Here is a 26,786-nt window from a genome sequence, read left to right as displayed (position 1 = left end):
GCTTGTCAAGTCAGCTTCGCATTTTGCTTTGCTTTCTTGCTGCGACCTCTTCAGGTCTCGCCAGGACTTTCGCCCTGCCCTAGCAGCTATCGAAACGTCAGGGTAAACCCTAGATTTTTCGGTAGCAGCCAAGCCCGAAACTATATCACTATTTTTGCAGTGAATGCAACCGGCTTCTGCCTGACTTGCACTCTGTTCTGCACTGTCGCCGAGCTGGAGGATCTCCGTTTCAGCAACATGGAACATAGGTTCTCACTAAAAACAAACCCCCACAGGCTTACCTGTGGGGGTTTGCGCAATAAAAGCCTGACGATGACCTACTTTCACAGACGTCCGTCCACTATCATCGGCGCAAAGGCGTTTCACTGTCCTGTTCGGGATGGGAAGGAGTGGTACCACCTTGCTATGGTCGTCAGGCGTAACTGGTTGAGCGGTTGCGGTTCAGGCAACTGCTCCAATCTTGGAAGAAGCGCAACGTGTGGCGATCAGAGCGTTAGGGCTCGATGATCGACGCACAGTGGGGTGTAATTGTGTTGGCTGGCTGCTGACGGTGCAGCCAGTATTTTGTATTGAACGACACTTGGAACGCTATATCACCAGGTCAATAACCATCAGTGTTATAGGATCAAGCCTCACGGGCAATTAGTATCGGTTAGCTTAACGCATTACTGCGCTTCCACACCCGACCTATCAACGTCCTGGTCTCGAACGACCCTTCAGGGGGATCAAGTCCCCGGGATACCTAATCTTCAGACGAGTTTCCCGCTTAGATGCCTTCAGCGGTTATCTCTTCCGTACTTAGCTACCCGGCAATGCCATTGGCATGACAACCGGTACACCAGAGGTACGTCCACTCCGGTCCTCTCGTACTAGGAGCAGGCTCCGTCAAGTATCCAACGCCCACGGCAGATAGGGACCAAACTGTCTCACGACGTTTTAAACCCAGCTCACGTACCTCTTTAAATGGCGAACAGCCATACCCTTGGGACCGGCTACAGCCCCAGGATGAGATGAGCCGACATCGAGGTGCCAAACACCGCCGTCGATATGAACTCTTGGGCGGTATCAGCCTGTTATCCCCAGAGTACCTTTTATCCGTTGAGCGATGGCCCTTCCATTCAGAACCACCGGATCACTATGTCCTGCTTTCGCACCTGTTCGACTTGTCAGTCTCACAGTCAAGCACGCTTATGCCATTGCACTATCAGCACGATTTCCGACCGTACCTAGCGTACCTTCGAACTCCTCCGTTACACTTTGGGAGGAGACCGCCCCAGTCAAACTGCCCACCATGCACTGTCCCCGATCCGGATAACGGACCAAGGTTAGAACCGCAAACAAACCAGGGTGGTATTTCAAGGATGGCTCCACGTGATCTAGCGACCACGCTTCAAAGCCTCCCACCTATCCTACACAGGCCGGTTCACAGTCCAATGCAAAGCTACAGTAAAGGTTCATGGGGTCTTTCCGTCTAGCCGCGGGTAGATTGCATCATCACAAACACTTCAACTTCGCTGAGTCTCAGGAGGAGACAGTGTGGCCATCGTTACGCCATTCGTGCAGGTCGGAACTTACCCGACAAGGAATTTCGCTACCTTAGGACCGTTATAGTTACGGCCGCCGTTTACCGGGGCTTCGATCAAGAGCTTGCACCCCATCACTTAACCTTCCGGCACCGGGCAGGCGTCACACCCTATACGTCGACTTTCGTCTTTGCAGAGTGCTGTGTTTTTAATAAACAGTCGCAGCCACCGATTCTCTGCGACCCCATCATGCTAAGCGCGCAGGCGCTTCACACTACCGGGGTATACCTTCTCCCGAAGTTACGGTATCAATTTGCCGAGTTCCTTCTCCTGAGTTCTCTCAAGCGCCTTGGAATATTCATCCCGTCCACCTGTGTCGGTTTGCGGTACGGTCTCGTACAGCTGAAGCTTAGAGGCTTTTCTTGGAACCACTTCCGATCACTTCGCAAGCAATGCTCGCTCGTGCCATACCCTTGATTTACGCGCCCGGATTTGCCTAAGCGCCATCTTCGATACAGCAACAGGGACATCCAACACCCTGATGATTTTCCGCGATCCGTCCCCCCATCGCACTGTACGACGGTGCTGGAATATTAACCAGCTTCCCATCAGCTACGCATCTCTGCCTCGCCTTAGGGGCCGACTCACCCTGCGCCGATGAACGTTGCGCAGGAAACCTTGGACTTACGGCGAGGGGGCTTTTCACCCCCTTTATCGCTACTCATGTCAGCATTCGCACTTCTGATACCTCCAGCAGCCTTTACAAGCCACCTTCGCAGGCTTACAGAACGCTCTCCTACCGCGTGCACTAAAAGTGCACACCCGCAGCTTCGGTTTATCGCTTAGCCCCGTTACATCTTCCGCGCAGGACGACTCGATCAGTGAGCTATTACGCTTTCTTTAAAGGATGGCTGCTTCTAAGCCAACCTCCTGACTGTCTATGCCTTCCCACTTCGTTTCCCACTTAGCGATAATTTGGGACCTTAGCTGGCGGTCTGGGTTGTTTCCCTCTTGAGTCCGGACGTTAGCACCCGGTGCTCTGTCTCCCAAGCTGTACTTGCGGGTATTCGGAGTTTGCCATAGTTTGGTAAGTCGCCATGACCCCCTAGCTATAACAGTGCTCTACCCCCCGCAGTAATACTTGAGGCACTACCTAAATAGTTTTCGGAGAGAACCAGCTATTTCCAGATTTGTTTAGCCTTTCACCCCTATCCACAGCTCATCCCCTAATTTTTCAACATTAGTGGGTTCGGTCCTCCAGCACGTGTTACCGTGCCTTCAACCTGGCCATGGATAGATCATCTGGTTTCGGGTCTACACCCAGCGACTAATTCGCCCTATTCGGACTCGCTTTCGCTACGGCTTCCCTATTCGGTTAACCTTGCCACTGAATGTAAGTCGCTGACCCATTATACAAAAGGTACGCAGTCACCCCACAAGGAGGCTCCTACTGTTTGTATGCATACGGTTTCAGGATCTATTTCACTCCCCTTCCGGGGTTCTTTTCGCCTTTCCCTCACGGTACTGGTTCACTATCGGTCGATCACGAGTATTTAGCCTTGGAGGATGGTCCCCCCATCTTCAAACAGGATTTCACGTGTCCCGCCCTACTTGTCTTACGCTTAGTTCCACGCACAGAATTTCGTCTACAGGGCTATCACCTGCTACGGCCGGACTTTCCATTCCGTTCGACTATCCTGCGCGCTAAAACGTAAAGGCTCATCCGATTTCGCTCGCCACTACTTTCGGAATCTCGGTTGATTTCTTTTCCTCGAGCTACTGAGATGTTTCAGTTCACCCGGTTCGCTTCCACTAGCCTATGTATTCAGCTAGGGATACTGCATTGCTGCAGTGGGTTTCCCCATTCGGATATCTGCGGATCAAAGCTTGTTTGCCAGCTCCCCGCAGCTTTTCGCAGGCTACTACGTCCTTCATCGCCTGTGATCGCCAAGGCATCCACCATATGCACTTAGTCGCTTGATCCTATAACGCTGTAGGCTATAGGACCTGAGTATTAGCGTTTGTGCCGTTCATAAGTTTCAAAGCAGTCTGAGGTTTGCACCCCAGTCTTGAGAACTTGGAACAAAAATAATGCAATCACAACCCGTGCCCATCTTCATCAGCAATGCCGATTACTTGATGAACACATTTTCGTTGTGCTTCTTCCAGATTGTTAAAGAACAAATGTAGCTGTTGGGTAAAACCCAACTGATAGCGCTGCAAGCAGCGCTATCAGTTAGTTTCTACGCTGCGCCAAACCAATGACGCCAGCTACAACAAACAACCGATAAGAGTGGACGCTTAACACGAGCACATAAGCTCTGAAAGGAGGTGATCCAGCCGCACCTTCCGATACGGCTACCTTGTTACGACTTCACCCCAGTCATGAATCCTACCGTGGTAATCGCCCTCCTTGCGGTTAGGCTAACTACTTCTGGTAAAACCCACTCCCATGGTGTGACGGGCGGTGTGTACAAGACCCGGGAACGTATTCACCGCGACATGCTGATCCGCGATTACTAGCGATTCCGACTTCACGCAGTCGAGTTGCAGACTGCGATCCGGACTACGATCGGGTTTCTGGGATTGGCTCCCCCTCGCGGGTTGGCGACCCTCTGTCCCGACCATTGTATGACGTGTGAAGCCCTACCCATAAGGGCCATGAGGACTTGACGTCATCCCCACCTTCCTCCGGTTTGTCACCGGCAGTCTCATTAGAGTGCCCTTTCGTAGCAACTAATGACAAGGGTTGCGCTCGTTGCGGGACTTAACCCAACATCTCACGACACGAGCTGACGACAGCCATGCAGCACCTGTGTTCCGGTTCTCTTGCGAGCACTACCAAATCTCTTCGGCATTCCAGACATGTCAAGGGTAGGTAAGGTTTTTCGCGTTGCATCGAATTAATCCACATCATCCACCGCTTGTGCGGGTCCCCGTCAATTCCTTTGAGTTTTAATCTTGCGACCGTACTCCCCAGGCGGTCAACTTCACGCGTTAGCTGCGCTACCAAGGCCCGAAGGCCCCAACAGCTAGTTGACATCGTTTAGGGCGTGGACTACCAGGGTATCTAATCCTGTTTGCTCCCCACGCTTTCGTGCATGAGCGTCAGTGTTATCCCAGGAGGCTGCCTTCGCCATCGGTGTTCCTCCGCATATCTACGCATTTCACTGCTACACGCGGAATTCCACCTCCCTCTGACACACTCTAGCTCGGTAGTTAAAAATGCAGTTCCAAAGTTAAGCTCTGGGATTTCACATCTTTCTTTCCGAACCGCCTGCGCACGCTTTACGCCCAGTAATTCCGATTAACGCTTGCACCCTACGTATTACCGCGGCTGCTGGCACGTAGTTAGCCGGTGCTTATTCTGCAGGTACCGTCAGTTTCGCGGGGTATTAACCCACGACGTTTCTTTCCTGCCAAAAGTGCTTTACAACCCGAAGGCCTTCATCGCACACGCGGGATGGCTGGATCAGGGTTTCCCCCATTGTCCAAAATTCCCCACTGCTGCCTCCCGTAGGAGTCTGGGCCGTGTCTCAGTCCCAGTGTGGCTGGTCGTCCTCTCAAACCAGCTACGGATCGTCGCCTTGGTGAGCCGTTACCCCACCAACTAGCTAATCCGATATCGGCCGCTCTAATAGTGCAAGGTCTTGCGATCCCCTGCTTTCCCCCGTAGGGCGTATGCGGTATTAGCTACGCTTTCGCGTAGTTATCCCCCGCTACTAGGCACGTTCCGATACATTACTCACCCGTTCGCCACTCGCCACCAGACCGAAGTCCGTGCTGCCGTTCGACTTGCATGTGTAAGGCATCCCGCTAGCGTTCAATCTGAGCCAGGATCAAACTCTTCAGTTTAATCTCTGTATTTGTTTCGTATTCTTGGTCTGAATAAATCCAAACCAGGTCATACGTCGCTACTCAAAGGAAGTGAGGTATGTTCTTAAACTTGACGTCTAAGGTACTTCACTTCTAGTGAGCACTTGATTTCTTGTGCTTGCGATCCAGGCCGAAACCCAAACCGCTGCACTCGCATCAAGCGCCCACACTTATCGGTTGTTTAATTGTTAAAGAGCGGTCTTACTAAATTCTGTACTACTTAACTTCAAAATCGAGGCGCTGATTTCTCAGCGCTTAGCGACTATCGAAACGTCAGGGTAAACCCTAATTTTTCGGCAACCGCCAAGCCCTCTACTATAACACAGCTTTTGCAGATTGTGCAACTGGCTTCTGCCTGATTTGCACCGCATCTTGCAACCCCGCTCAACTTTCAAGCGGCTTCGGGAAACCCGAAGGCTGGTTACCGCACAGGTGGCTGAAACATCGATTCGGGTAAACCCTGATTCGTCATCACCAGCCAAGCCCAAGACTATAGCACAATTTTTGCAGATCTTGCAACTGGCTTCTGCCTGATTTGCGTCGATCTTTGCAATAACCGCTTAGCCTCATTTCTGACTGCCTTTGCGGCAGGCCGGGGAAACCCACGAACCTGTTGCACTTGCTTGGCTTCGCTGTTCAAAACTGTTGGAGCAGCGAAGGAGCGAGACTATAGCACAGAAATTTGGCGTGTGCGATCAGCATGACACCCATTTTGCAGAAATGTGATTCTTTTTGGGGACGCAGTTGCGGGCAAGCCGCTGAGGCGGCGCTCTTCGGTATCTATCTATATAGAGCGTGCGGGCTCGCCTCTATATAGATAGAAGGTACGGGGATGCCCTCGACGGCGGCACCCGCCCCGCTCATTGAGTCTATATACGAAGCTCCGTCGTTTCCTTGATCTGCTGGAGCGCGAAGAAGGAACGCATGTCCACCACCGCCGGGTGGCGCATGAGGGTATCCATGGCGAAGCGCGAGAAGTGCGCCAGATCGGCGACCTGGATGCGAAGCAGATAGTCCATGTCGCCGGACATGGCGTAGCACTCGACGACTTCCGGCCAGAGCTGGACGTCGCGTGCGAAGTCGCTCATGGGTGCGTGACTGGATCCGCTGTGCTTGTTCAGGCGGATATTGACGTACGCGAGCAGCCCGAGGCCTACCTTGGCCGCGTCGATGAGCGCCACGTATTTCTTGATGAAGCCCTGCTCTTCAAGACGCCGCACTCGGCGCAGGCAGGGGCTGGGCGACAGCGAGACCCGGTCCGCCAACTCCTGATTGCTGAGGCGTCCGTCGCGCTGCAGTTCAGCCAGAATCCTTAGATCTGTCCTGTCTAGCTCAATTCCGGACATCTTCAACCCCTCTGATTCGAAAATGAGCAATATTATTGCTCAAGTCACCGCCTTTCGCGCCATCTTTGCAATTGTCTGCCCGGTCTTCGTACCTACAATCTGCGTCTAGACTTGAAGAACAAGTCGTCCTCACAAAACATGCAAGGGAGCAGACTTATGAGCAGCGCTTTCCAACCCTGGGACAACCCGATGGGCACCGCCGGGTTCGAGTTCATTGAATATGCCGCGCCGGACCCCGCCGCGCTGCGCAAGGTGTTTGAGTTGCTGGGCTTCAAGGCCATTGCCAAGCATCGCCACAAGGACGTGACGCTGTACCGCCAAGGCGGCGTGAACTTCCTGATCAACGCCGAGCCCGATTCCTTCGCTCAACGATTTGCTCGCCTGCATGGCCCGTCGATCTGTGCGATTGGCTTTCGGGTGCAGGACGCCAACGCCGCCTACAAGCGTGCGCTGGAACTGGGCGCGTGGGGCTTTGATTCCCATAGCGGGCCGATGGAACTGAACATTCCTGCCATCAAGGGCATTGGCGATTCGCTGATCTATCTGGTGGACCGCTGGGCCGGCAAGGAAGGCCACGGCGGCATTGGCGACATCAGCATCTACGACGTGGACTTCATTCCGCTGGATCCGGCCAATGCGCAGACCGACGTCAACTGGCGCGGCGCGGGCCTGACGCTGGTCGACCACCTGACGCACAACGTGCACAAGGGCCGCATGGCCGAATGGTCGGAGTTCTACGAGCGCCTGTTCAACTTCCGCGAGGTGCGCTACTTCGACATCGAAGGCAAGGTGACGGGCGTGAAGTCCAAGGCGATGACGTCGCCTTGCGGCAATATCCGCATTCCCATCAACGAGGAAGGCACCGACGAGAAAGGCCAGATTCAGGAATACCTGGATCTGTACCGCGGCGAAGGCATCCAGCACATCGCCATGGCGACCGATGACATCTATGCGACGGTAGAAGCGCTGCGCGAGACGGGCGTCGTGTTTCTGGACACGCCGGAGACCTACTACGAACTGCTGGATCGCCGCATGCCGAACCACGGCGAAGACGTGGATCGCCTGCAGAAGAACCGGATCCTGCTGGATGGCGCGCCGGACGGCGGACTGCTGCTGCAGATCTTCACCGAAAACCAGATCGGTCCGATCTTCTTTGAGATCATCCAGCGCAAGGGCAACGACGGCTTTGGTGAGGGCAACTTCAAAGCCCTGTTCGAATCCATCGAGCTGGACCAGATGCGCCGTGGCGTTGTGAAGACCGTGGAATAAGGCTTGCAGACGGGCGCCAGGCGTGCGTCTACCAAGCTTGCCCAAAACCCCGCTGCGAAGTGGGGTTTTTCTTTGGGCGATCGTCAATCTGACACGCGACGCATCGGGAAAAGGACCGCGTGGAAAAAAGCCCCACATGCGAGAAGGCCCCGCTTTGATCGGCGGAACCCTTTCCGCCGTACGGGGCCTTCAGTCACGCGAAACGATTGCCGCCGCTCAGCGCTTCAGGCGATCCTGAAATTGCTTACGGAATTTGGCGACCTTGGGCGCAATCACAAACTGGCAATAGCCTTGCTCGGGATGCAAGGCGAAATAATTGCTGTGATAGTCCTCGGCCTGCCAGAAATGCGCCGGCGCCAGCAGCTTGGTCACGATGGGCGCATCGTAGACTTTCTGCGCATCGACCTCGGCGATGACGGCTTCGGCCTGCTCGCGCTGCGATTCGTTCTGCCAGAAGATGGCGGACTCGTACTGCGGGCCGATATCGTTGCCCTGGCGACCCGGGGTGGTGGGATCGTGGGTGGCGAAAAAGACGCGCAGCAGATCGCTGTAAGAGAGTTCGGCCGGATCGAATTCGATGCGCGCGACTTCGATGTGGCCGGTGTCCTTGCCGCAGACCTGTTCATAGCTGGGATTGTCGACGTGTCCGCCCGCGTAGCCCGGCAAGACGCTCTTGACCCCGCGCAGATCGACAAACACTGCTTCGACGCACCAGAAGCAACCGCCGCCAAGTACGGCGACTTCATTGCCCGGTGATGGTTGTTCTGCCATGACGATTCCTTTGCTGTAGACGGCCGCTGCGCGCGGCCGGCGCCCCCGGCTTGGTGCCGGGGCATAAGAATAAGGCTACTGCTTTGCCGGCGCCAGCGACAAGATCCATTCGGCCAAAGCACGGGCGTCTTCAGGCGTGACGTGGGTCTGGGCGGGCATGGGCACCGCCCCCCAGGCGCCGCGGCCACCGCCGCGGATCTTGCCCGCCAGGTAATCCACCATGGCGTCGCCCTGCCCCGCGTATCGTTCCGCCACGCTCTTCAAGGGCGGCCCGACCCGTTTGGCTTCCACCTGATGACAGGCCATGCAGGCCTTGCTCTTGGCCAGATCCAGGCCAGTGGTTTGCGCATGCACCGCGCCAGCGCCCAGGGCGCCGGCCGCGGCCAACAACAGACTAATCTTCAAACGCATCGGTTACTGCCCCACGGCTGGCGGTGCTGGCGAGCTTGCCGAACTTGGCAAGCACACCGCGTGTATAACGCGGCTTGGGCTGGACCCAGGCCTGGCGACGAGACGCCATCTCTTCGTCGCTGATGTTGAGCTGCAGCAGCAGCTTGTGGGCATCGATGGTAACCGAATCGCCTTCCTGGATGAGGGCGATGGGACCGCCCACGTACGCTTCGGGCGCGACGTGGCCCACCACCATGCCCCAGGTGCCGCCGGAAAAACGGCCGTCTGTGATGAGACCCACGGTTTCGCCCAGCCCCTGCCCCACAAGCGCGGACGTGGGCGCCAGCATCTCACGCATGCCCGGACCGCCCTTCGGGCCTTCGTAGCGGATGACGACGACGTCGCCGTCGCGGATCTGCTGCGCCATGATGGCCGTCATCGCGTCGTCTTCGGAATCGAACACGCGTGCGGGTCCCGTGATGACGGGGTTCTTCAGCCCAGTGATCTTTGCGACGCAGCCTTCCGGCGAGAGATTTCCCTTCAGGATAGCGAGGTGCCCCTGCGGATAGAGCGCGCGATCGATCGGCATGATGACGTCCTGATCCGCGCGCGGCACGTCGGGTACGTCGGCCAACGTTTCCGCGATGGTCTTGCCCGTGATGGTGATGCAATCGCCATGCAGCAGGCCCGCGTTGAGCAGAAGCTTCATGACTTGCGGGATGCCGCCGGCACGATGCAGGTCGGTAGCCACGTACTTGCCGGACGGCTTCAGGTCGCACAGCACGGGCACGCGCCGGCGGATGCGTTCAAAGTCGTCGATGGTCCACGGCACTTCAGCGGCGTGCGCGATGGCCAGGAAATGCAGCACCGCGTTGGTGGAGCCGCCCGTGGCCATGATGACGGACACCGCGTTCTCGATGGCTTCGCGCGTGATGATGTCGCGCGGGCGCAGATTGCGCTTGACCGCGTCGACCAGCACACGCGCGGACTCGGCGGCCGATGTGACCTTTTCCTCGTCTTCGTTGGCCATCGTGCTGGAATACGGCAGGCTCATGCCCATGGCTTCGAATGCCGAGCTCATCGTATTGGCGGTGTACATGCCGCCACAGGAGCCCGAGCCGGGAATCGCGCATTTCTCGATCTGCTTGAAATCTTCTTCGGGCATGCGGCCCATGGTGTATTCGCCAACGGCCTCGAACACGGACACGATGGTGAGATCGTTGCCCTTGTAGCGGCCTGGCTTGATGGTGCCGCCGTAAACATAGATGCCCGGCACGTTGGTGCGCGCCAAGGCGATCATGCCGCCGGGCATGTTCTTGTCGCATCCGCCGATGACGACGACGCCATCCATCCACTGGCCTTGCGCGGCGGTTTCGATGCAGTCGGCGATGACCTCGCGCGACACCAGCGAGTACTTCATGCCTTCGGTGCCCATGGACATGCCATCGGAAATGGTGGGCGTGCCGAACACCTGCGGATTGGCGCGTGACGCGCGGATCGCGTCGATGGCGGCGTCGGCCAGCCGTTGCAGGCCGCTATTACAGGGCGTGATCGTCGAATGGCCGTTGGCCACGCCGATCATGGGGTTCTGGAAATCTGCTTCTTTGTAGCCCAGCGCGTAGTACATGGCGCGATTGGGTGCGCGCGCGACGCCTTCGGTAATGTGGCGGGAACGTTCGTTGTGCGGCATGGTCAGTGTCTCCTGTCGGCCGTCGGGGCGCGGACATGGCGAACGCACCCGGGGAAGCTGGCTCGCTTGGCATGCGAATCTTCAGTGCTCGCCGGTTATTATCATTCAACTTTATTGTGTCGGGCAGAACATGCTGGAATATCCAAAAATCGACCCCATCGCCCTGCAGATCGGGCCGCTCGCCATTCATTGGTATGGGCTGATGTACCTGGCGGGCTTCGCGCTCGTGTATTTGCTGGGCCGCCATCGCATCAAGAGCGGGCACACTACATCGCTGAACGTGCGGGACCTGGAAGACCTGATCTTCTATAGCGTGCTGGGCGTGGTGCTGGGGGGACGGCTGGGATATGTGCTGTTCTACAAGCCAGGCTATTACCTGTCGCATCCGCTGGAAGTGCTGTACCTGTGGCAGGGCGGCATGTCTTTCCACGGCGGCCTGATCGGCGTGATCCTGGTGATGCTGCTGTTTGCGCGCAAGAAGGGCCTGCCGTTCTTTGCAATCAGCGATTTCATCGCGCCATTGATTCCGCTGGGCCTGGGTTTTGGCCGGCTGGGCAACTTCATCAATGGCGAGTTGTGGGGCCGTCCCACCGATGTGCCGTGGGCGATGGTATTTCCCGACAGCGGCGACGGCCTGCCCCGCCATCCCTCGCAACTCTATGAGCTGGGCCTGGAAGGCATCGTGCTGTTCGCGCTGCTGTGGTGGTTTTCGAGCAAGCCGCGCCCGCTGGGACAGGTGAGCGGATTGTTCCTGATGGGTTATGGAACGTTTCGCTTCCTGGTGGAGTTCACCCGCGAGCCGGACAACTTCCTGGGTCTGCTCGCGGGGGGATTGAGCATGGGACAGTGGCTGTCCCTGCCGATGGTCGCCTTGGGCGCCATCATGTTCAGCCTTACTGCAAAACGATCGTCCCGTTGACGGCGACGCTGACCGTCACGTTCCCTGCTTCAAGGGGAACGCTGACGTCGGCGCTGCTGAAGGAACCGCCCTTCGCCATGGCCGCGCCCATCATGCGCGGCATCGGCGCGGGAGCACCGGAGCCGCCGAGATCCAGCTTGGACAGGCGGTAGCCGGAGAAACCGAACGCGTTGGCCGCGGCCAATGCGCGGTCTTTGAAGGCCTGCGCCGCTTCTTTGAGAAGCTTGCGCTCTTCGGCTTCACGCGCGGCATCCGACAGCGAGAAGCTGATGTTGGAAATGGCGGTCTTGTCGGAAAGCTTGGACGCCAGGGCCGCGGCAGCCGCGAAGTCCTTGGATTCCAGCACGATCTCGCCCTGGCCGCGCCACGAGGCGATCTTTCCCTTGTTGTTCATGTTGGGCCAGACGTTGAAGTTGCTGGTGCGCACTTCCACGTCCTTGGTGTCGCGCGCGCGCTTGACCACGTCTTCGAGCGCAGCGGTCAGCTTCTGGCCGGCGGTCGGCTGATCCGGCGCTTCGACTTCGGCGGACAGGGCAATGCGGACGGTGTCCTGCTTGACCTCGGACGACGCCATGGCTTGCAAGGTCAGCTCCGGCGAACGGTTCGCGGCGGACTCGGCAGCGGCCGCCGGTGCGGGCGCCTGAGCCTGAGCGAAAACGGGTTGGGCCACAGCGATGGCGGCCACGGCTGCGCACGCCGCACCAAGCCTGGTGAGCGAAAAAACGGGGTGTTTGAACATGGACTGGTCCTATGTGGGAGGACGAAGGGGAATTGCCGAGAGGCACCCGACGCGGACCTGCTCCATGGCAGGTCCGCTGGGATAGATGCCCCGCCTGTGCCGTCAAGGCCGGCATCTCGAACCCTGAGGTTCAAGGTGGTCGCGTTCCGAAGAGCATCGGGTTCGTCTGCAAGAGACAATCACTCCAGCTCTGCACTCCCGCAACCAATATGCCAAAAAGACATAGGTTCAGAGAATGTATGGCCTAGTCACGAACACGGCAGGGACAAACTTGAAAATCTTGAATGCAGCTTATGAACGTTAGAGCAGTTTTTCCTGACCCGACAAGGCGTCATCGAGTACTGCGTTCATGTCCTCAATTCTACGCTTGAAGTCGCCGACCGCCAAACCGCCCAGCGGACCGTCCGGCGCTTTCATTGCAAGCAACTCGCCAGCGATCTGCAATGCAGCCATCACAGCGATGCGTTCGTTGCTGGAAACCTTGCCCGTGCCCTGGATGCGCAGCATGAGCTGATCGACATGGCGCACGGCAGCCAGCAGCGTGGGCTTTTCTTCGGCGGAGCACGCAAGTGAATACTCACGGCCGAGGATCGATACGTCTACACGTTCCATTTAGTGTTGCTCTCCGGACGGCGCACCCGGCAAGCGGGCCAGGACGGCGTCGATGCGCTCGCGGGCCGAAGCGGCGGCCACACGCAAGCGCTGTAGTTCTGAGTCGCGCGATTGCAGGTTGCCCTGCAGTTCGCTTTCGCGGGCGGCGAAGCGCGATTCGAGCGCTTGGCGTTCGGCGGTCTCGCGAGCGAGTTGCTCGCGCAGCGCGGCTTCTGCCCGCTTGGCGTCCTCGAGCATGGCCGAGACGGCGCCGTCGTTATCTTGAAGCTTGCTTTGCAGCGTGACGACCTCGGCCTCGCGATCAGCAGCGCGCTGCTTGAGCACACGCTGCTCGGCTTCGAAGTCGTTCAGGCGGAGACGCAACGCGTCACGCTCGGCGTGGAGTTGGCGGGTGCGTTGCACCAGTTGCCCGATTCGGGCGGCGAGTTGGTCTAGATCTTGCAGCATGGGCGCTATCGTAAACCATCCTGGGTTGGACCGGGCCTCTTCACGCAAGGTGAGAAACCCGGCAATATTCAGTAGGAAATACGGTTGGGTTTTGGCGCGCGAAGGTTACCGGCTCTTGCCTGCCAAGAAAAGTCCCCATCCGTCGAAATTGCCGCATCCGGCCGATCCGGCTTTCGTGAATCTTTCTATAAACTTTCACTTAGCTTTCAAAAAGCCCTCAAACTTCTGACCGCGTTACAAACGGGGATCGGGAGTTCCCCAATTCTAGGGAAAACCCCAGCCTTTCACAGACCTTACAGGGTTTGCAGCGTGGCGGGCGTCCATTACCATTCGGCCTTTCAAGAAACCACGACGTCGCTTTCAGAATAATTAATGGCACCCCGAAGTGCCTTTTTTGTGCCTGTCACTCGCCTTTCGGCGAGCGTCCATCCGGCTACAAACCTCTTTTATCTACATGCTGTAAACAGGAGCCAACCAATCATGCAGCTACGCAATCGACAGGATTTCTGGTCGGGGGTGATGTTCATCGCTCTCGGACTGGGATTCGCCTGGCAGGCCAGCAGCTACCAAATGGGTACTGCTGCCCGAATGGGCCCAGGGTACTTTCCTTTCTGGCTAGGCATTGTTCTTGCATTGCTCGGCGCCATCGTGCTGCTTGGCTCGCTGTCCAAGAAAGCCCATGAAACTCACGTCGACAAGTTCGACTGGCGCATCGTCTTCCTGGTGGTGGGCTCCGTCGTGCTGTATGGCGTGATCCTCAAGCTGCTGGGCGTGTACATCTCGGTGTTCGTGCTGGTGGTCGTCAGCAGTCTTGCCAGCCATGAATTCAACCTGAAGGTCGCTGTTGCCAACGGCATCTTCCTGGTGGTGTTCACGTACCTGGCATTCATCAAGGGGCTGGGGCTGATTTTCCCGCTGTGGCCGTCGTTTCTGGGCATGAACTGAGGAGCAACCGGTCATGGAATTGTTTGACAACCTGATGATGGGTTTCTCGGTGGCGTTCACGCCCGAGAACCTGCTTTACGCACTGCTGGGCTGCATTCTGGGGACGCTGATCGGCGTGCTGCCGGGCATCGGCCCCGTTCCGACCATCGCAATGCTGCTGCCGATCACGTACGTGCTGCCCCCGGTGGCCGGCCTGATCATGCTGGCGGGTATTTACTACGGCGCCCAGTACGGCGGCTCCACGACGGCGATTCTTGTGGCGTTGCCAGGAGAAACGTCCGCGGTGGTGACCGTGCTGGACGGTCACCAGATGGCCCGCAACGGCCGGGCGGGCGCCGCGCTGGCAATTGCCGCGCTGGGTTCGTTCTTTGCCGGTTGCGTTGCCACGCTGCTGCTGGCTGCCTTTGCGCCTCCCCTGGCTGAAGTCGCGTTCAAGTTCGGTCCTGCCGAATACTTCTCGCTGATGTGCCTGGGCCTGGTCGGCGCCGTGGTGCTGGCCTCGGGCTCGCTGCCCAAGGCAATCGCGATGATCATCCTGGGCCTGCTGCTCGGCATGGTCGGTACCGACGTCAACTCGGGTGTTGCCCGCTTCGACTTCGGCGTGCCGGAACTGCAAGACGGCATCGACTTCGCCATCGTGGCCATGGGCGTGTTCGGCTTTGCCGAAATCATGACCAACCTCGAGCAGAAGGAAAACCGCGTCGACATCACCGACAAGATCGGCACGCTGTATCCGAATAAGCAGGAATTCAAGGAAGCCGCTCCCGCCGTGCTGCGTGGCACGGCGCTGGGTTCGGCCCTGGGTATCCTGCCGGGTGGTGGCGCGGTGTTGTCCTCGTTCGCGTCCTACACGCTGGAAAAGAAGATCTCGAAGAATCCGCAACGCTTCGGCAAGGGCCACCCGGCCGGCCTGGCAGGTCCGGAATCGGCGAACAACGCTGCAGCTCAGACCTCGTTCATTCCGCTGCTGACGCTTGGTATCCCCGGCAACGCCGTAATGGCGCTGATGGTGGGCGCCATGACGATCCACAACATTCAGCCCGGCCCGCAAGTCATGACGAGCCACCCGGAGCTGTTCTGGGGCCTGATCGCCTCGATGTGGATCGGCAACCTGATGCTGGTGGTGCTGAACCTGCCGCTGATCGGCCTGTGGGTCAAGCTGCTCAAGGTGCCGTACCGCATCCTGTTCCCGGCGATTCTGGTGTTCTGCACGATCGGTGTGTATTCACTTAACTACAACCCGTTCGACATCTTCACCACGGCCATGTTCGGCATCATCGGGTATGTGTGGTCGAAGCTGAAGTGCGAAGGCGCCCCGCTGCTGCTGGGCCTGGTGCTGGGTCCCATGATGGAAGAAAACTTCCGCCGTGCCCTGCTGCTGTCGCGCGGCGACTTCTCCACCTTCGTGACGCGTCCGCTGTCGGCTACCCTGCTGGCCGTCGCCGTGTTCCTGGTGATCCTGGTGGCCCTGCCGGCCATCCGCAAGAAGCGCGAAGAAACCTTCGTCGAAGAAGATTAAGGCACAGCCGCCGCCCTGCCGCGGCGCTGACCTTCAAAACCCCGGGCCCGTCCCGGGGTTTTTCATTTGGGCGCGCCTGCGCCATCCGGCTGAAGACTACTGAAAATTACCTACAGCAACAAATCGTACATAGCCGATTTCATCTACGTTAAGCTACGGGTTTACCCCACGCGATGATTCGACATGAATTTCGACTGGAAGAATCCGTATACGAGTACCCGCACGCCCGTCTTTGCCCGCAACGTCGTCGCCACCTCCCAGCCGCTGGCTGCCCAGGCGGGCCTGCGCATCCTGGCGCAAGGCGGCAATGCCGTGGACGCGGCCATTGCCGCGGCGGCAACCCTGGCGATGGTCGAACCCGTCAGCAACGGTTTGGGTTCGGATTGCTTTGCCATCATCTGGGACGGCGCCAAGCTGCATGGACTTAACGCTTCCGGACCGGCGCCTGCCGCCTGGAACGTGGACTACTTCCGGCGCAAGCATCAGGGCGCGGTGCCGGCGAGGGGTTGGGACAGCGTGACCGTCCCGGGTTGCGTGGCCGGCTGGGCGGCGTTGCACGAAAAGCTGGGCCGCCTGTCTTTCGCCGACATCCTGGCGCCCGCCATCGAATACGCCGAACGCGGCTTTGCGATCACACCGATGGTGCATCAGAAGTGGACCGCGCAGGCTGACGTGCTGCAACCGCAGCCCGGCTTTGCCGACCACTTCCTGCCGCGCGGCCGTGCGCCGCACATCGGCGAACATTTCGTGCTGCAAGGCGCGGCATCGACGCTCAAGCGCATTGCGGCAACCAGCGGGCGCGACTTCTACGAAGGCGAGACCGCCCACAAGCTGGTGGCACACGCGCAAGCGCACGACGCGGCCCTGACGCTGAAAGATCTGAGCGACTACACCCCAGAGTGGGTCACGCCGATCAGCCAGGCGTACCGCGGCCATACGCTGCATCAGATTCCGCCCAACGGCCAGGGCATCGCGGCGCTGATTGCGCTGGGCATCCTGCAGAACTTCGATCTGGCGGCGCGTCCGATCGATCATCCTGAGACGCAGCATCTGCTGATCGAAGCGATGAAGCTGGCGTTTGCCGACGTCTATGCGCACGTGGCCGACGAGCGCCACATGCGGGTCGCCCCCGAAGAGATGCTGCGGGCCGACTACCTGGCCGAGCGCGCGCGACTGATCGATCCGCGACACGCGCAGACTTTCGCGACCGGTCACGCGCCGCAAGGCGGCACGGTCTATCTGACCGCCGCCGACCGCAACGGCATGATGGTCAGCTTCATCCAATCGAACTACATGGGATTCGGATCCGGCGTCGTGGTGCCGGGCACGGGCGTCAGCCTGCAGAACCGTGGCCATTGCTTCAGCGCCGATCCCGAACACGCCAACGTGGTCGCGGGCGGCAAGCGGCCGTTCCACACGATCATTCCGGGCTTTCTGATGCGTGATGGCGCGCCGGTGATGAGCTTTGGCGTCATGGGCGGCAACATGCAGCCGCAGGGCCAGATGCAGGCGCTGGTGCGCATGCTGGACTACCGCCAGCAGCCGCAGGCCGCGTGCGATGCGCCGCGCTGGAAGTGGAACCAGGGCCTGGAGGTGGACCTGGAGCCGACGGTGTCCCCTGCCCTTGCGCAGGGGCTGCGCGAGCGCGGCCATGTGCTGCAGGGCATGGACGATCCGTACATGGACTTTGGATCGGGGCAATTCATCTGGCGGCTGGGCGACCCGGCCGTGGACGGTTACGTCAGCGCCAGCGATAGCCGCAGAGATGGACTCGCCGCCGGCTTTTGATTGCGTTAAGGTTAGTGTCCTGAAACAGACCTACCCTTATTCAGCGGAGTCCATTGCATGGCAACGATCGGTACCAAGAGCTACGACGCAGCCGTAGCCCAGAAAGTCGCTTTCCTCGGATTGGGCGTGATGGGCTTGCCCATGGCCGGTCACCTGGCCCGCGCCGGACATGACGTCACGGTCTACAACCGGACCCCCGCCAAGGCGCAGGCCTGGGTCGCCGAGTTTGGCGGCCATAGCGCGGCCACCCCGCGCGAAGCCGTTGCCGGCGCGCAGATCGTCTTTGCCTGCGTGGGCAATGACGACGACCTGCGCAGCGTCGTGCTGGGTCCTGACGGCGCGTTCGCCGGCATGGCGCCGGGCGCCGTGTTCGTCGACCACACCACGGCTTCCGCCGACGTGGCGCGCGAACTGCACGCGAAAGCCAAGGAGCTGGGCCTGAACTTCGTGGACGCCCCCGTCTCGGGCGGTCAGGCAGGCGCCGTCAACGGCGTGCTGACAGTCATGTGCGGCGGCGAGCAGGCGGTGTTTGACGCCATCCAGCCCGTCGCGCAGTGCTTTGGCCGCGCGGTCACGCTGGTCGGCCCCCCGGGCGCCGGCCAGCTTGCCAAGATGGTCAACCAGATCTGCATCGCCGGCATCGTGCAGGGCCTGTCGGAAGCGATCGCATTCGGCCAGGCGGCCGAGCTGGACATGAAGCAGGTGCTGGACGTGATCAGCAAGGGCGCGGCGCAGAGCTGGCAGATGGAGAACCGCGGCGGCACCATGGTCGACGACAAGTTCGACTTCGGTTTCGCGGTGGACTGGATGCGCAAGGATCTGGGCCTGGTGCTGGCGGAGGCGCGCAACAACGGCGCGCGCCTGCCGTTGACCGCGCTGGTGGATCAGTTCTACGGCGACGTCCAGAAACTGGGCGGCGGACGCTGGGACACGTCCAGCCTCATCAAGCGTCTGCGCGACTAAGCGTGCCGTCCTGGCCCAATGCAAAAGGCGAGCCTTCCGGCTCGCCTTTTTGCTTGATACGGCAGCGCCGCCGGGTCAGGCGGCGAGCGAGGCTTCGCTGGCAGCCGGCAGCAGCGCGTCGATGCGTTGCTTGGCCAGGGCCAGTCCTTCCAGCGCGGCCACTTCGCCCATGGCCATGCCTTCCGCGGCGATGAAAGTCACTTCGGTCATTCCCAGGAACGCCAGCATCTGGCGCAGGTAAGGCGTCATCGTGTCGGACGGCGTGCCTTCCGCCTTGCCACCACGCGCGGTCAGCACGACCACCTGTTTACCCTTGACGAGCCCCTCGGGCACGCCTTCCGACGTATAACGGAACGTGACGCCGGCGCGCGCCAGGTGATCCAGGTAGGACTTGAACTGCGCCGGCAGGTTGAAGTTGTACACGGGCACGGCGAAGACGATGCGATCGGCTTCCATCACTTCGGCGACTAGCGAGTCGCTCAGTTCGACCAGACGCTGTTGCTCGACCGAGCGCGATTCAGCGGGCGTGAACAGGGCGCCAGCGGTGTTGCCGTCGAAATAAGGAATCGGTTGCGCGCCGATGTCGCGAACCTTGATGGCCGAGGCCGGGTTCGACGCCTTGATGCGGGCGATCAGGTGATCGGCCAATTGCTTGCTGTTGGAACGTTCGCCGAGAATCGAGGAAAGGATGACCAGGGTTTTCATTGCAGATATCTCCAGTGGGCCCGCCCGGGGTGGACGGTCTGGATCTGTCAGCGCCGCACCCGTCAGGATGATCGGGCGGGGCCTTGCCGCTTGGGCGGCGTTGGCAGATCCGTTGTGCATGGCGACACTGTAGTAGGACCGATTGAATACATAAATACGGGTATGATGAACTGTTCGTTCCAAGCATAGAACAATCATGCAAGATCTCAATGACCTCTACTACTTCTCGCAAGTCGTCGAGCAAGGAGGCTTCAGCGCCGCAGCGCGCGCGCTGGACATTCCGAAATCCCGTCTATCCCGCCGTATCTCCCACCTGGAAGAAAGCCTGGGGGTGCGTCTTTTGCAGCGCACCACCCGCCGGCTTCGGCTGACGTCCGCCGGCGAGCGCTATCTGCATTACTGCCGGGAGATGGCCGCATCGGCGCGCGCGGCGGACGACGCGATGCGGCAGTTGCAGGCGGAGCCGACCGGGCCGGTGATCGTGAGCTGCCCCGTGTCGATCGCGCAGGACGTGCTGGCCCCGCTGCTGCCGGAATTCCTGGATGCATGGCCCGCGATCTCGGTGCAATTGCTGGTGACCAACCGGCGGGTGGACCTGATCCGCGAAGGCGTGGACCTGGCGCTGCGGGTGCGCACGAAGCTCGACACGGACGCCGAATTGGTTGTCCGGCACCTGGGCACGGCGCGCGGCACGCTGGTGGCCAGTCCGGGATATCTGCAGCGCCACGGCGCGCCGGATACGCCGCAGGACCTGGCGTCGCACGTGACGCTGAGTTTCAGCGATCCGCAGAACGAAGTGCGGTGGCCGCTGCGCAATGACAAGGGCGAGGAGGTGCAGATCGAACTGAAGCCGCAACTGTCGTGCAACGACTTCATCGTGCTGACGGAAGCGGCCGTGCGGGGACGCGGCATCGCGTTGCTGCCGTCGATCGCCACGCAGGAGGAACTGCGCCGCGGGCAGCTGGTGCCGGTGCTGCCGCAATGGCAATCGCCCGAGGGCATCGTGCACTGCATCTATCCGTCACGGCGGGGCATGATGCCCGCCGTGCGGACGCTGCTGGATTTCCTGTCGCAGCGCCTGCCCTCGATGTACGAGCGGCTGGAGAAAGCCGTGACGCCCGCGCCTCAGTAGCCGCGCGAGCGCTCCACGACGCCGGTGATGGATTCGCCGCGCATCAGTTGCGCGACCTTACCCGCGATCTGTTCGATGCTTTCGTCGCGCAGCGTGCGCGCGGCGATATGTGGCGTGACATGGACGCGCGGGTCGTGCCAGAACGGGTGGTCTTTCGGCAGCGGTTCGGTGCGGAAGACGTCGAGCGTGGCACCCGCGATTTCGCCCTCTTCGAGCATCTGCACCAGATCGTCTTCGACCAGATGCTCGCCGCGTCCCACGTTGACCAGATGCGCGTCAGGCAGCAGCTGCGACAGCGTTTCGCGGTTGAGGATGCCTTGCGTGTCGGGCGTCAGCGGCAGCACGTTGACCAGAAAACGCGTGCGGCCCAAGAAGGCCGGCAAGGCGGCCTCGCCAGCGAAGGATTCAACACCCGGGATCTCGCGCGGCGAGCGCGACCAGCCGGCCACGGGATAGCCGAATTCGGCCAGGGTTTGCGCAACGCGCGCACCGACCTGCCCCAACCCGAGAACGCCCACGGGCCAGTCCGCCTGCCGGGTGCCCTCGCGGGTGTCCCAATGCTGGCGTGCCTGCGCCTGGTCGAAGGCTTCGAAATCGCGCGAGACGCGCAGCAGCGCATACAGCGCGTATTCGGCCATCTGCACGGCCATGCCGGCGTCTTCGAGACGCACGATGCGAACGTGGGCCGGGATCTCCGGCATCTTGAGCAAGGCATCGACGCCCGCGCCCAGATTGAAGAGGGTTTGCAAACCGGTTTCGTGCTGGAAGAGCTGGGCCGGCGGACGCCAGACCAGCGCGACCTCGGCACCAGACGGCGGGCCGTCGGGATTCCAAACCGAAATACGGCAACCGGGCATGGCGGCCTCGAGGCGAGGCACCCAGGCGTCAGGATCGTGATGGGGACAAGCAAAGAGAATGTGCATGGTGGCAGTGCGCGGGCGATGAAAACCCCAAGCATGAGGGATGCCGCCGTACAAATCAAACGGCCCGGCAAAAGCCGGGCCGCGTGTGCCAGAAGCAAGCCGAGGGATCAGGCCGTCTGCGGCAGCTGAGGCTTGTTCTTGCCCTTGTTGCGACGCAGGAAGGCCCATACCTGCAGCGCGATCAGCAAGGCGCTGGCGCCGATGAACCATGCGCTGATCGGACGTTCGACGAACACCGCCAGGTCACCGCGCGACAGCAGCAGCGCGCGGCGGAAATTCTCTTCGACCATGGGGCCGAGCACGAAGCCCAGAAGGATGGGCGCCACCGAGAACTCCAGCGTCATCAGGACCGCGCCAATCACGCCGAATGCCAGCACTTCCCAGATCTGGAAGAGACTGTTCTGCGTGCTGTACACGCCCACCGCGATGAAGAACAACGCCGAGGGAAAGAGGTAGCGGTACGGCACCTGCAGCAGCTTGACCCACACGCCGATGAGCGGCACGTTCAGCACCATGAGCAGCACGTTGCCGACCCAGAAGCTGGCGATGAGGCCCCAGAAGATGTCCGGATGCTCGGTGATGAGCTGCGGGCCGGGCTGGATGCCCTGGATCAGCAGCGCGCCCAGGATCAGCGCCATCACGGCGTCGCCCGGAATGCCCAGGCTCATCGTCGGGATGAAGTCGACCTGCGTCTTCGAATGCGACGATGCTTCGGGCGATGCCACGCCGGCGATCATGCCGGTGCCGAACTTCTCGGGCGTCTTGGAGACCTTGCGTTCCAGCGCGTAGGCGACGAAGGTGGTGATGGTCGGGCCGGTGCCGGGCATGGCGCCGAACAGCGTGCCGACGGCCGTGCCGCGCACCATGGGCCAGAAGGCGGTCTTCAGCTCCTGCTTGCTGGGCCGCATGTCGCGCAGTCGCAGCTTGGCGCCGCTGCCGATGATGGTCATGCGGTTCACGCTCATCAGGAAGTCGGCAACGCCGAACAGCCCCATCGAGATCGCGACCAGTTCAAGGCCGTCGGACAGGTCGAGCAGGCCGAACGAAAACCGGATCGTGCCGGTGTTCACGTCGGTGCCGACCACGCCGCACATCAGGCCGAACAGCGTCATCGCCACGCCTTTAAGCGGCGAGCCACGCGACATGGTGGCGCCCGCCAAGAGGCCCAGCAGCATGATCGAGAAGATCTCGGTCGGGCCGAACTTGAACGCGACTTCCACCAGCAGCGGCGAGGCAAAGATCATGACGATGATGCCGACCGATGCCGCGAAGAACGAGCAGATCATCGTGATGCCGAGCGCTGTCCCGCCCTTGCCCTGCTTGGTCAATGGATAACCGTCAAGACACGTGACCGCGTGCGGCGGGTGCGAAGGCAGGTTGAGCAGGATGGCGCCGATGGCGCCGCCGTACTGCGAGCCATAGAAAATGCCGGCCAGCATCAGGATGGCGGGCACGGGCTGCATGACGTAGGTGAGCGGCAGGAGGATGGAGATCGCGGACAGCGCGCCCATGCCGGGCAGCACACCGATGAGGTTGCCCACCAGCACGCCGAAGAACGACCACATCAGGTTGTGCCATTGGAACGCGACGCCGAAGCCGTACCAAAGGTCTACCAAAGCTTGAGAAATCATGGCGCATCAACCCCAGCGGAACAGCGGAAGCTGCAGTTGCAGCGCCCACCAGAAAACGACGACCGCGATCGCGGACATGGCGATCGACAGCAGGATGGCCTGTTTGATCGTGTTCTTGCGGTCGCCCAACGCCGAGATGAAAACGATGGCGAACGTGGCGGGCAGCAGGCCGCCGTAATGGCCCAGCAGCAGAAAAGCCAGGATGCCGAGCAGGATGCAGACGCTGCCGCGGATATCCGGCATGCCGGTGGGATGGCCTTCAGCGGGCGCCGGGGCCGCGGGTTCGGCCGAGCGCGCCGACATCGCGATCAGCAGGCCGGTGAGCGCCAGCAGGCCGCCGAGCGCCGCGGGGAAGAATCCCGGACCCATGTGGCTGAGCGAGCCGATGTGGTAGTCGGTGCCGCCATAGATCGCGGCCATGCCGATAAGGACCATCAGCGCGCCGCCGTAATAGTCCTTTCTGTTGATTGTCTTTTTCACTTCCGTCCTCCTTCCTTGTGCCGGACAGCGCCGGCCTTTCATGCGCTGCACGAAGCGGACAGCGCCCGGCCCCTGACGACAGGCCGGATCGCAGATTACGGAAGGAAGCTGCTAATCCGCTTTCTATGCGCTGTCGCATTCCTGAATCCGGGGGTTATCCCTGATCGGCATGCGCGAAGCCGCGAAAAAAGCGGGTAGTGGGGAAGCGGACCTTGATGGATTGAGCGTCGAGGAAGGCGCTGGGGAGCGCCGCCTTATTGATCGCCCGGTTATTGATCGCCCGGTTATTGATCGCCCTTGAGCTGGACCTCGGCGGGCCGCGGATACTGCGATACGGTGGGCGCCAGCGGCAGCCACAGCACCGACGCGAGGCCGACGCCGCCCTGGTCGTTGGGCTCGCCATCGCGCAGTTCGATGTCACCCTCGTTGCGCCGGGCGTAGGCGCGCGCGATGCCCAGGCCCAGGCCGGAACCGGAGGAGGTCACCGGCTTGTCCGTACCCACGCGCTCGAACCGTGTGAAGGCGCGCGTGCGCATGACCGGATCCAGGCCCGGCCCATTGTCGGACACGGCGACCTCGACCCTGTTGTCGGCACGGCAGACGGAAACCGTGATTTGCGCGCCGACCGGCGCGTAATGGATCGCGTTGTGCACGAGATTGGACAAGGCCTCGTGCAGCTCGGCCTCGTTGCCGGACACCGGCACCGGCGTGTCCTGGCCGTCTTCGGCATCGGCCTGCACCCAGCCCAGATCCTGCTGTTTTTCGTGCGCGAGCGGCAGGTACTGCAGGACGACTTCGCGCGAGACCGCGTTCATGTCGAGCAACTGGCGCGGGGTCTGGCCGGCCTGGTTTGCGTGCGCCAGCGACAAAAGCTGTTCGGTCAGCCGGCGCGTGCGCCCGAGCTGGTCGACGATGGCGCGAAGTCCCTCGCGCACGCGCGCGGGATCGCGTTCGCGCAGCGTGTATTGCGCCTGCGTCAGCATGATGGCGAGCGGCGTGCGCAATTGATGCGAGGCGTCGGCAAGAAAGTTCGATTGCTCGTCCAGCACCCGCCGGTAGCGGGCGATGTGGTGATTGACGGCTTCGACGAGCGGAGCGACTTCGCTGGGCACGCGCGAGGCGTCCAGCGGCGTCAGGTCGTCCGGCCGGCGTCCGCGGATGTCGGCCTGCAGCCGGCGCAGCGGCTTCAAGGCCCACGACACGCCCCACCAGACCAGCAGCACGACCAGCGCCAGCATGCGTGAATCGCGCAGGATCTCCTGGCGCCGCGCATTGTTCTCGGCCTCGATGCGCTTGCCGGTGCTTTCGGCCACGACCACCAGCACCTGGCGATGCTGGCCCTGGTAATAGAGATCGCGCACCACGGAAACGACCCGCACGGGATCGTTGCGGTACACGCTGTCGTAGAAGATGGGTTGGCCGTTGGACCGGGGCCAGGACGGCGGGCGCGGCATCTCCGGCATGCCCAGCAGCGTCTTGCCCTGCGTCTGGGGCACGGGCGCCCCGTCGGGCAAGGGCGGATCGATTTCCTCGATGCGGAAATACTTGCGCAGGCCGGCCCGAGATTCGAGCATGACCTGCGCGTAGAGCGGCGTGGCAACCTGCAGGTTGCCGTCCGGCGTGAATTCCAGGCTGCTTTCAAGCACCCGCGCGGGTTCCACCAGCGCGCTGTCGTAGGCTTCGTTGGTGATCTCGGCCAGGGTGCGGTAGTCGTTCAGGCTGTCGATGACCAGCAGCACCACCACGCCGGGCAGCAGCAGGATGATGAGAAGCGCGCGGATGCCGACGCGCGGCAGTCCGGGAATCCGCAGGCTCACTTAGGGTTCCGCGGACTCGCTGGCGACGCTTTCCAGCATGTAGCCCAGCCCGCGCACGGTCACGATGCGCACGTCGCTGCCGGCCAGCTTCTTGCGCAGGCGGTGCAGTACGACCTCGATGGCGTCCGGATTGGCTTCGCTGTCGTGCGTGAAGACCTTGCCGAACAATTGCGACTTGTCCACCGGGTAGCCGCTGCGCGTCAGCAGCGCCGCCAGGGCGGCGTGTTCGCGCGGCGTCAGGAACAGCAGCGATCCGTCCAGCGTGAACGCACGGCTTTCGCTGTCGTAGGACAGCGAGCCGCACTGCAGGCGCGGATGCTGGCGGCCGCGGCTGCGGCGCACGAGCGCGGTCAAGCGCGCTTCGAGTTCTTCAAGGGCGAAGGGCTTGGTCAGGAAGTCGTCGGCGCCGAGATTCAGGCCGCGCACACGGTCCTGAAGTGCACCTTGCGCGGTCAGGAGCAGGACGGGCGTGCGGTCGTCACGGTTGCGCATTTCCCGGAGGACGACCAGACCATGCTTGTCGGGCAGGCGCAAGTCCATGACGATGGCATCGTATTCGGTGCCCGCCATGAAGGCTTCGGCCGTGCGCGCGTCCGCCGCGTGATCGGGCACAAACCCGCTCTGGGCGAGCGCGCGCATCAGCCAGGACGCCATGTCCCGTTCGTCTTCAACCAACAATATGCGCATGACCGTCCGTTCCTTCGGGCAAATTCTCTGCAGCCCGCTGACCATGCACCCGTTGGCGCAGGTAGCGGGTTTCGTGATGGCGCCGAAAGAGGATAGCCGACAACTCGTTCAACGCCTGGGTATAGACGTCTCGCTTGAACTCGATGACGGCATCCAGCGGAACCCAGTACTGGCTCCAGCGCCAGGCGTCGAATTCCGGATGCTGCGTCGCGCGCAAGCAAACATCACTGTCACGTCCCACCAGGCGCAACAAGAACCAAATCTGTTTTTGTCCTTTATAGTGGCCACGCCACTCACGCCGGACAAAGTGATCGGGCACGTTATAACGTAACCAATCGCGTGTACGCCCCAAAATACGGACATGCTCGGGCTTCAGGCCCACCTCTTCATGGAGTTCGCGATACATGGCCTGCACCGGGCTTTCGCCATACTTGATGCCGCCCTGGGGGAACTGCCACGCATGTTCCCTGATACGCTTGCCCCAAAAGACCTCGTTTCTAGTGTTGACGAGAATGATGCCGACATTGGGGCGGTAGCCTTCGCGGTCAAGCATGGGCCACCCCCACCGAATTCAATACAATTACGGTCGATTATACGTATCTGCTGCCACCTTT

Annotated in this window: 21 protein-coding genes, 3 rRNA genes and 1 other RNA gene; 7 read left to right on the top strand and 18 right to left on the bottom strand. The window is 60.8% G+C overall.

Annotation, left to right across the window (positions count from 1 at the left end):
• Positions 1–304 precede the first annotated feature (304 nt).
• From rrf to AB3147_RS03550, 4 genes are all read right to left on the bottom strand, one after another.
• Positions 305–417, bottom strand: a 5S ribosomal RNA gene (gene rrf, locus AB3147_RS03565).
• 204 nt (positions 418–621) lie between these two features.
• Positions 622–3,506: ribosomal RNA gene (locus AB3147_RS03560) — 23S ribosomal RNA — on the bottom strand.
• A gap of 341 nt (positions 3,507–3,847) precedes the next feature.
• Positions 3,848–5,378 (bottom strand): 16S ribosomal RNA (locus AB3147_RS03555).
• The 16S, 23S and 5S rRNA genes sit together here, the layout of an rRNA operon.
• An 890-nt stretch (positions 5,379–6,268) precedes the next feature.
• Positions 6,269–6,745: an Lrp/AsnC family transcriptional regulator gene (locus AB3147_RS03550; RefSeq protein WP_056566859.1), complete on the bottom strand. Its 477-nt coding sequence runs from the start codon at positions 6,743–6,745 to the stop codon at positions 6,269–6,271.
• Positions 6,746–6,901: 156 nt separating this feature from the next.
• Between AB3147_RS03550 and hppD the strand changes: the two genes are divergently transcribed.
• Positions 6,902–8,014, top strand: a complete 1,113-nt coding sequence (gene hppD, locus AB3147_RS03545) for a 4-hydroxyphenylpyruvate dioxygenase (RefSeq protein ID WP_175186401.1) — start codon at positions 6,902–6,904, stop codon at positions 8,012–8,014.
• Between the two features lie 216 nt (positions 8,015–8,230).
• Here hppD and msrA read toward each other — a convergent pair whose 3' ends face one another.
• From msrA to ilvD, 3 genes are all read right to left on the bottom strand, one after another.
• Entirely contained in the window at positions 8,231–8,785 is a 555-nt protein-coding gene (gene msrA / locus AB3147_RS03540) for a peptide-methionine (S)-S-oxide reductase MsrA (protein ID WP_367351426.1), read from the bottom strand.
• A 75-nt stretch (positions 8,786–8,860) separates the two neighbouring features.
• Complete coding sequence (locus tag AB3147_RS03535) at positions 8,861–9,196, bottom strand: c-type cytochrome (RefSeq protein WP_175125326.1); 336 nt, start codon at positions 9,194–9,196, stop codon at positions 8,861–8,863.
• Positions 9,180–10,865 (bottom strand): dihydroxy-acid dehydratase, encoded by a 1,686-nt coding sequence (ilvD, locus tag AB3147_RS03530; protein ID WP_367351425.1) that lies wholly within the window; start codon positions 10,863–10,865, stop codon positions 9,180–9,182. Before ilvD ends, AB3147_RS03535 begins: the two co-directional genes overlap by 17 nt.
• Positions 10,866–10,995: 130 nt before the next feature.
• Here ilvD and lgt point away from each other — a divergent pair, with 130 nt between their 5' ends.
• Positions 10,996–11,784, top strand: a complete 789-nt coding sequence (gene lgt / locus AB3147_RS03525) for a prolipoprotein diacylglyceryl transferase (RefSeq protein ID WP_056327922.1) — start codon at positions 10,996–10,998, stop codon at positions 11,782–11,784.
• Here the strand turns inward: lgt and AB3147_RS03520 are convergent.
• The 4 genes from AB3147_RS03520 to AB3147_RS03505 form a co-directional block, all read right to left on the bottom strand.
• Positions 11,759–12,523 carry an SIMPL domain-containing protein gene (locus AB3147_RS03520; protein WP_175125330.1) on the bottom strand — a complete coding sequence of 255 codons (765 nt, stop codon included), beginning with the start codon at positions 12,521–12,523 and terminating at the stop codon, positions 11,759–11,761. The two genes, lgt and AB3147_RS03520, sit on opposite strands and share 26 nt — an antisense overlap.
• Before the next feature lie 83 nt (positions 12,524–12,606).
• Positions 12,607–12,792, bottom strand: a non-coding RNA gene (gene ssrS, locus AB3147_RS03515) — 6S RNA.
• A gap of 31 nt (positions 12,793–12,823) precedes the next feature.
• Positions 12,824–13,135, bottom strand: a complete 312-nt coding sequence (locus AB3147_RS03510) for a cell division protein ZapA (protein ID WP_076518838.1) — start codon at positions 13,133–13,135, stop codon at positions 12,824–12,826.
• Entirely contained in the window at positions 13,136–13,582 is a 447-nt protein-coding gene (locus AB3147_RS03505; RefSeq protein WP_175186396.1) for a hypothetical protein, read from the bottom strand.
• Positions 13,583–14,062: 480 nt separating this feature from the next.
• Here AB3147_RS03505 and AB3147_RS03500 point away from each other — a divergent pair, with 480 nt between their 5' ends.
• The 4 genes from AB3147_RS03500 (at position 14,063) to AB3147_RS03485 (ending at position 18,797) form a co-directional block, all read left to right on the top strand.
• Positions 14,063–14,527 (top strand): tripartite tricarboxylate transporter TctB family protein, encoded by a 465-nt coding sequence (locus AB3147_RS03500; RefSeq protein ID WP_063956077.1) that lies wholly within the window; start codon positions 14,063–14,065, stop codon positions 14,525–14,527.
• 13 nt (positions 14,528–14,540) lie between these two features.
• A complete protein-coding gene (locus AB3147_RS03495; protein ID WP_218342117.1) occupies positions 14,541–16,046 on the top strand; it encodes a tripartite tricarboxylate transporter permease in 1,506 nt (501 codons plus the stop codon).
• A gap of 183 nt (positions 16,047–16,229) precedes the next feature.
• On the top strand, positions 16,230–17,834 hold the full coding sequence (locus AB3147_RS03490; RefSeq protein WP_218342119.1) for a gamma-glutamyltransferase family protein: 1,605 nt from the start codon (positions 16,230–16,232) through the stop codon (positions 17,832–17,834).
• Positions 17,835–17,891: 57 nt separating this feature from the next.
• The gene (locus AB3147_RS03485; RefSeq protein ID WP_175125340.1) at positions 17,892–18,797 is read left to right on the top strand and encodes an NAD(P)-dependent oxidoreductase; all 906 of its coding nucleotides are present in this window, start codon (positions 17,892–17,894) and stop codon (positions 18,795–18,797) included.
• Between the two features lie 75 nt (positions 18,798–18,872).
• On the opposite strand, the gene AB3147_RS03480 is transcribed toward AB3147_RS03485, so the two are convergent.
• Positions 18,873–19,502, bottom strand: a complete 630-nt coding sequence (locus tag AB3147_RS03480) for an FMN-dependent NADH-azoreductase (RefSeq protein ID WP_175186393.1) — start codon at positions 19,500–19,502, stop codon at positions 18,873–18,875.
• A 196-nt stretch (positions 19,503–19,698) separates the two neighbouring features.
• Here AB3147_RS03480 and AB3147_RS03475 point away from each other — a divergent pair, with 196 nt between their 5' ends.
• On the top strand, positions 19,699–20,634 hold the full coding sequence (locus tag AB3147_RS03475; RefSeq protein WP_175125345.1) for a LysR family transcriptional regulator: 936 nt from the start codon (positions 19,699–19,701) through the stop codon (positions 20,632–20,634).
• Here the strand turns inward: AB3147_RS03475 and AB3147_RS03470 are convergent.
• The 6 genes from AB3147_RS03470 to AB3147_RS03445 all read right to left on the bottom strand — a co-directional run bounded on the left by AB3147_RS03470 (position 20,628) and on the right by AB3147_RS03445 (position 26,725).
• Positions 20,628–21,557 carry a 2-hydroxyacid dehydrogenase gene (locus AB3147_RS03470; RefSeq protein WP_175139057.1) on the bottom strand — a complete coding sequence of 310 codons (930 nt, stop codon included), beginning with the start codon at positions 21,555–21,557 and terminating at the stop codon, positions 20,628–20,630. The genes AB3147_RS03475 and AB3147_RS03470 overlap by 7 nt on opposite strands.
• A gap of 107 nt (positions 21,558–21,664) precedes the next feature.
• Positions 21,665–23,188, bottom strand: coding sequence for a tripartite tricarboxylate transporter permease (locus AB3147_RS03465; protein ID WP_175139058.1), 1,524 nt, complete (start codon positions 23,186–23,188; stop codon positions 21,665–21,667).
• A 6-nt stretch (positions 23,189–23,194) separates the two neighbouring features.
• Positions 23,195–23,623 carry a tripartite tricarboxylate transporter TctB family protein gene (locus AB3147_RS03460; RefSeq protein WP_175186404.1) on the bottom strand — a complete coding sequence of 143 codons (429 nt, stop codon included), beginning with the start codon at positions 23,621–23,623 and terminating at the stop codon, positions 23,195–23,197.
• Positions 23,624–23,952: 329 nt separating this feature from the next.
• On the bottom strand, positions 23,953–25,485 hold the full coding sequence (locus AB3147_RS03455; RefSeq protein WP_175125350.1) for a sensor histidine kinase: 1,533 nt from the start codon (positions 25,483–25,485) through the stop codon (positions 23,953–23,955).
• On the bottom strand, positions 25,486–26,172 hold the full coding sequence (locus AB3147_RS03450; RefSeq protein WP_056327910.1) for a response regulator: 687 nt from the start codon (positions 26,170–26,172) through the stop codon (positions 25,486–25,488).
• On the bottom strand, positions 26,153–26,725 hold the full coding sequence (locus AB3147_RS03445; RefSeq protein ID WP_056327909.1) for an RNA pyrophosphohydrolase: 573 nt from the start codon (positions 26,723–26,725) through the stop codon (positions 26,153–26,155). Before AB3147_RS03445 ends, AB3147_RS03450 begins: the two co-directional genes overlap by 20 nt.
• Between the last annotated feature and the right edge of the window lie 61 nt (positions 26,726–26,786).

The sequence above is a fragment of the Achromobacter animicus genome, from assembly GCF_040775605.1.
Lineage (GTDB): Bacteria > Pseudomonadota > Gammaproteobacteria > Burkholderiales > Burkholderiaceae_B > Achromobacter > Achromobacter animicus.
The sequence above is the reverse complement of the archived record's forward strand: the minus strand, read 5'-3'. Positions and strand labels throughout refer to the sequence as shown.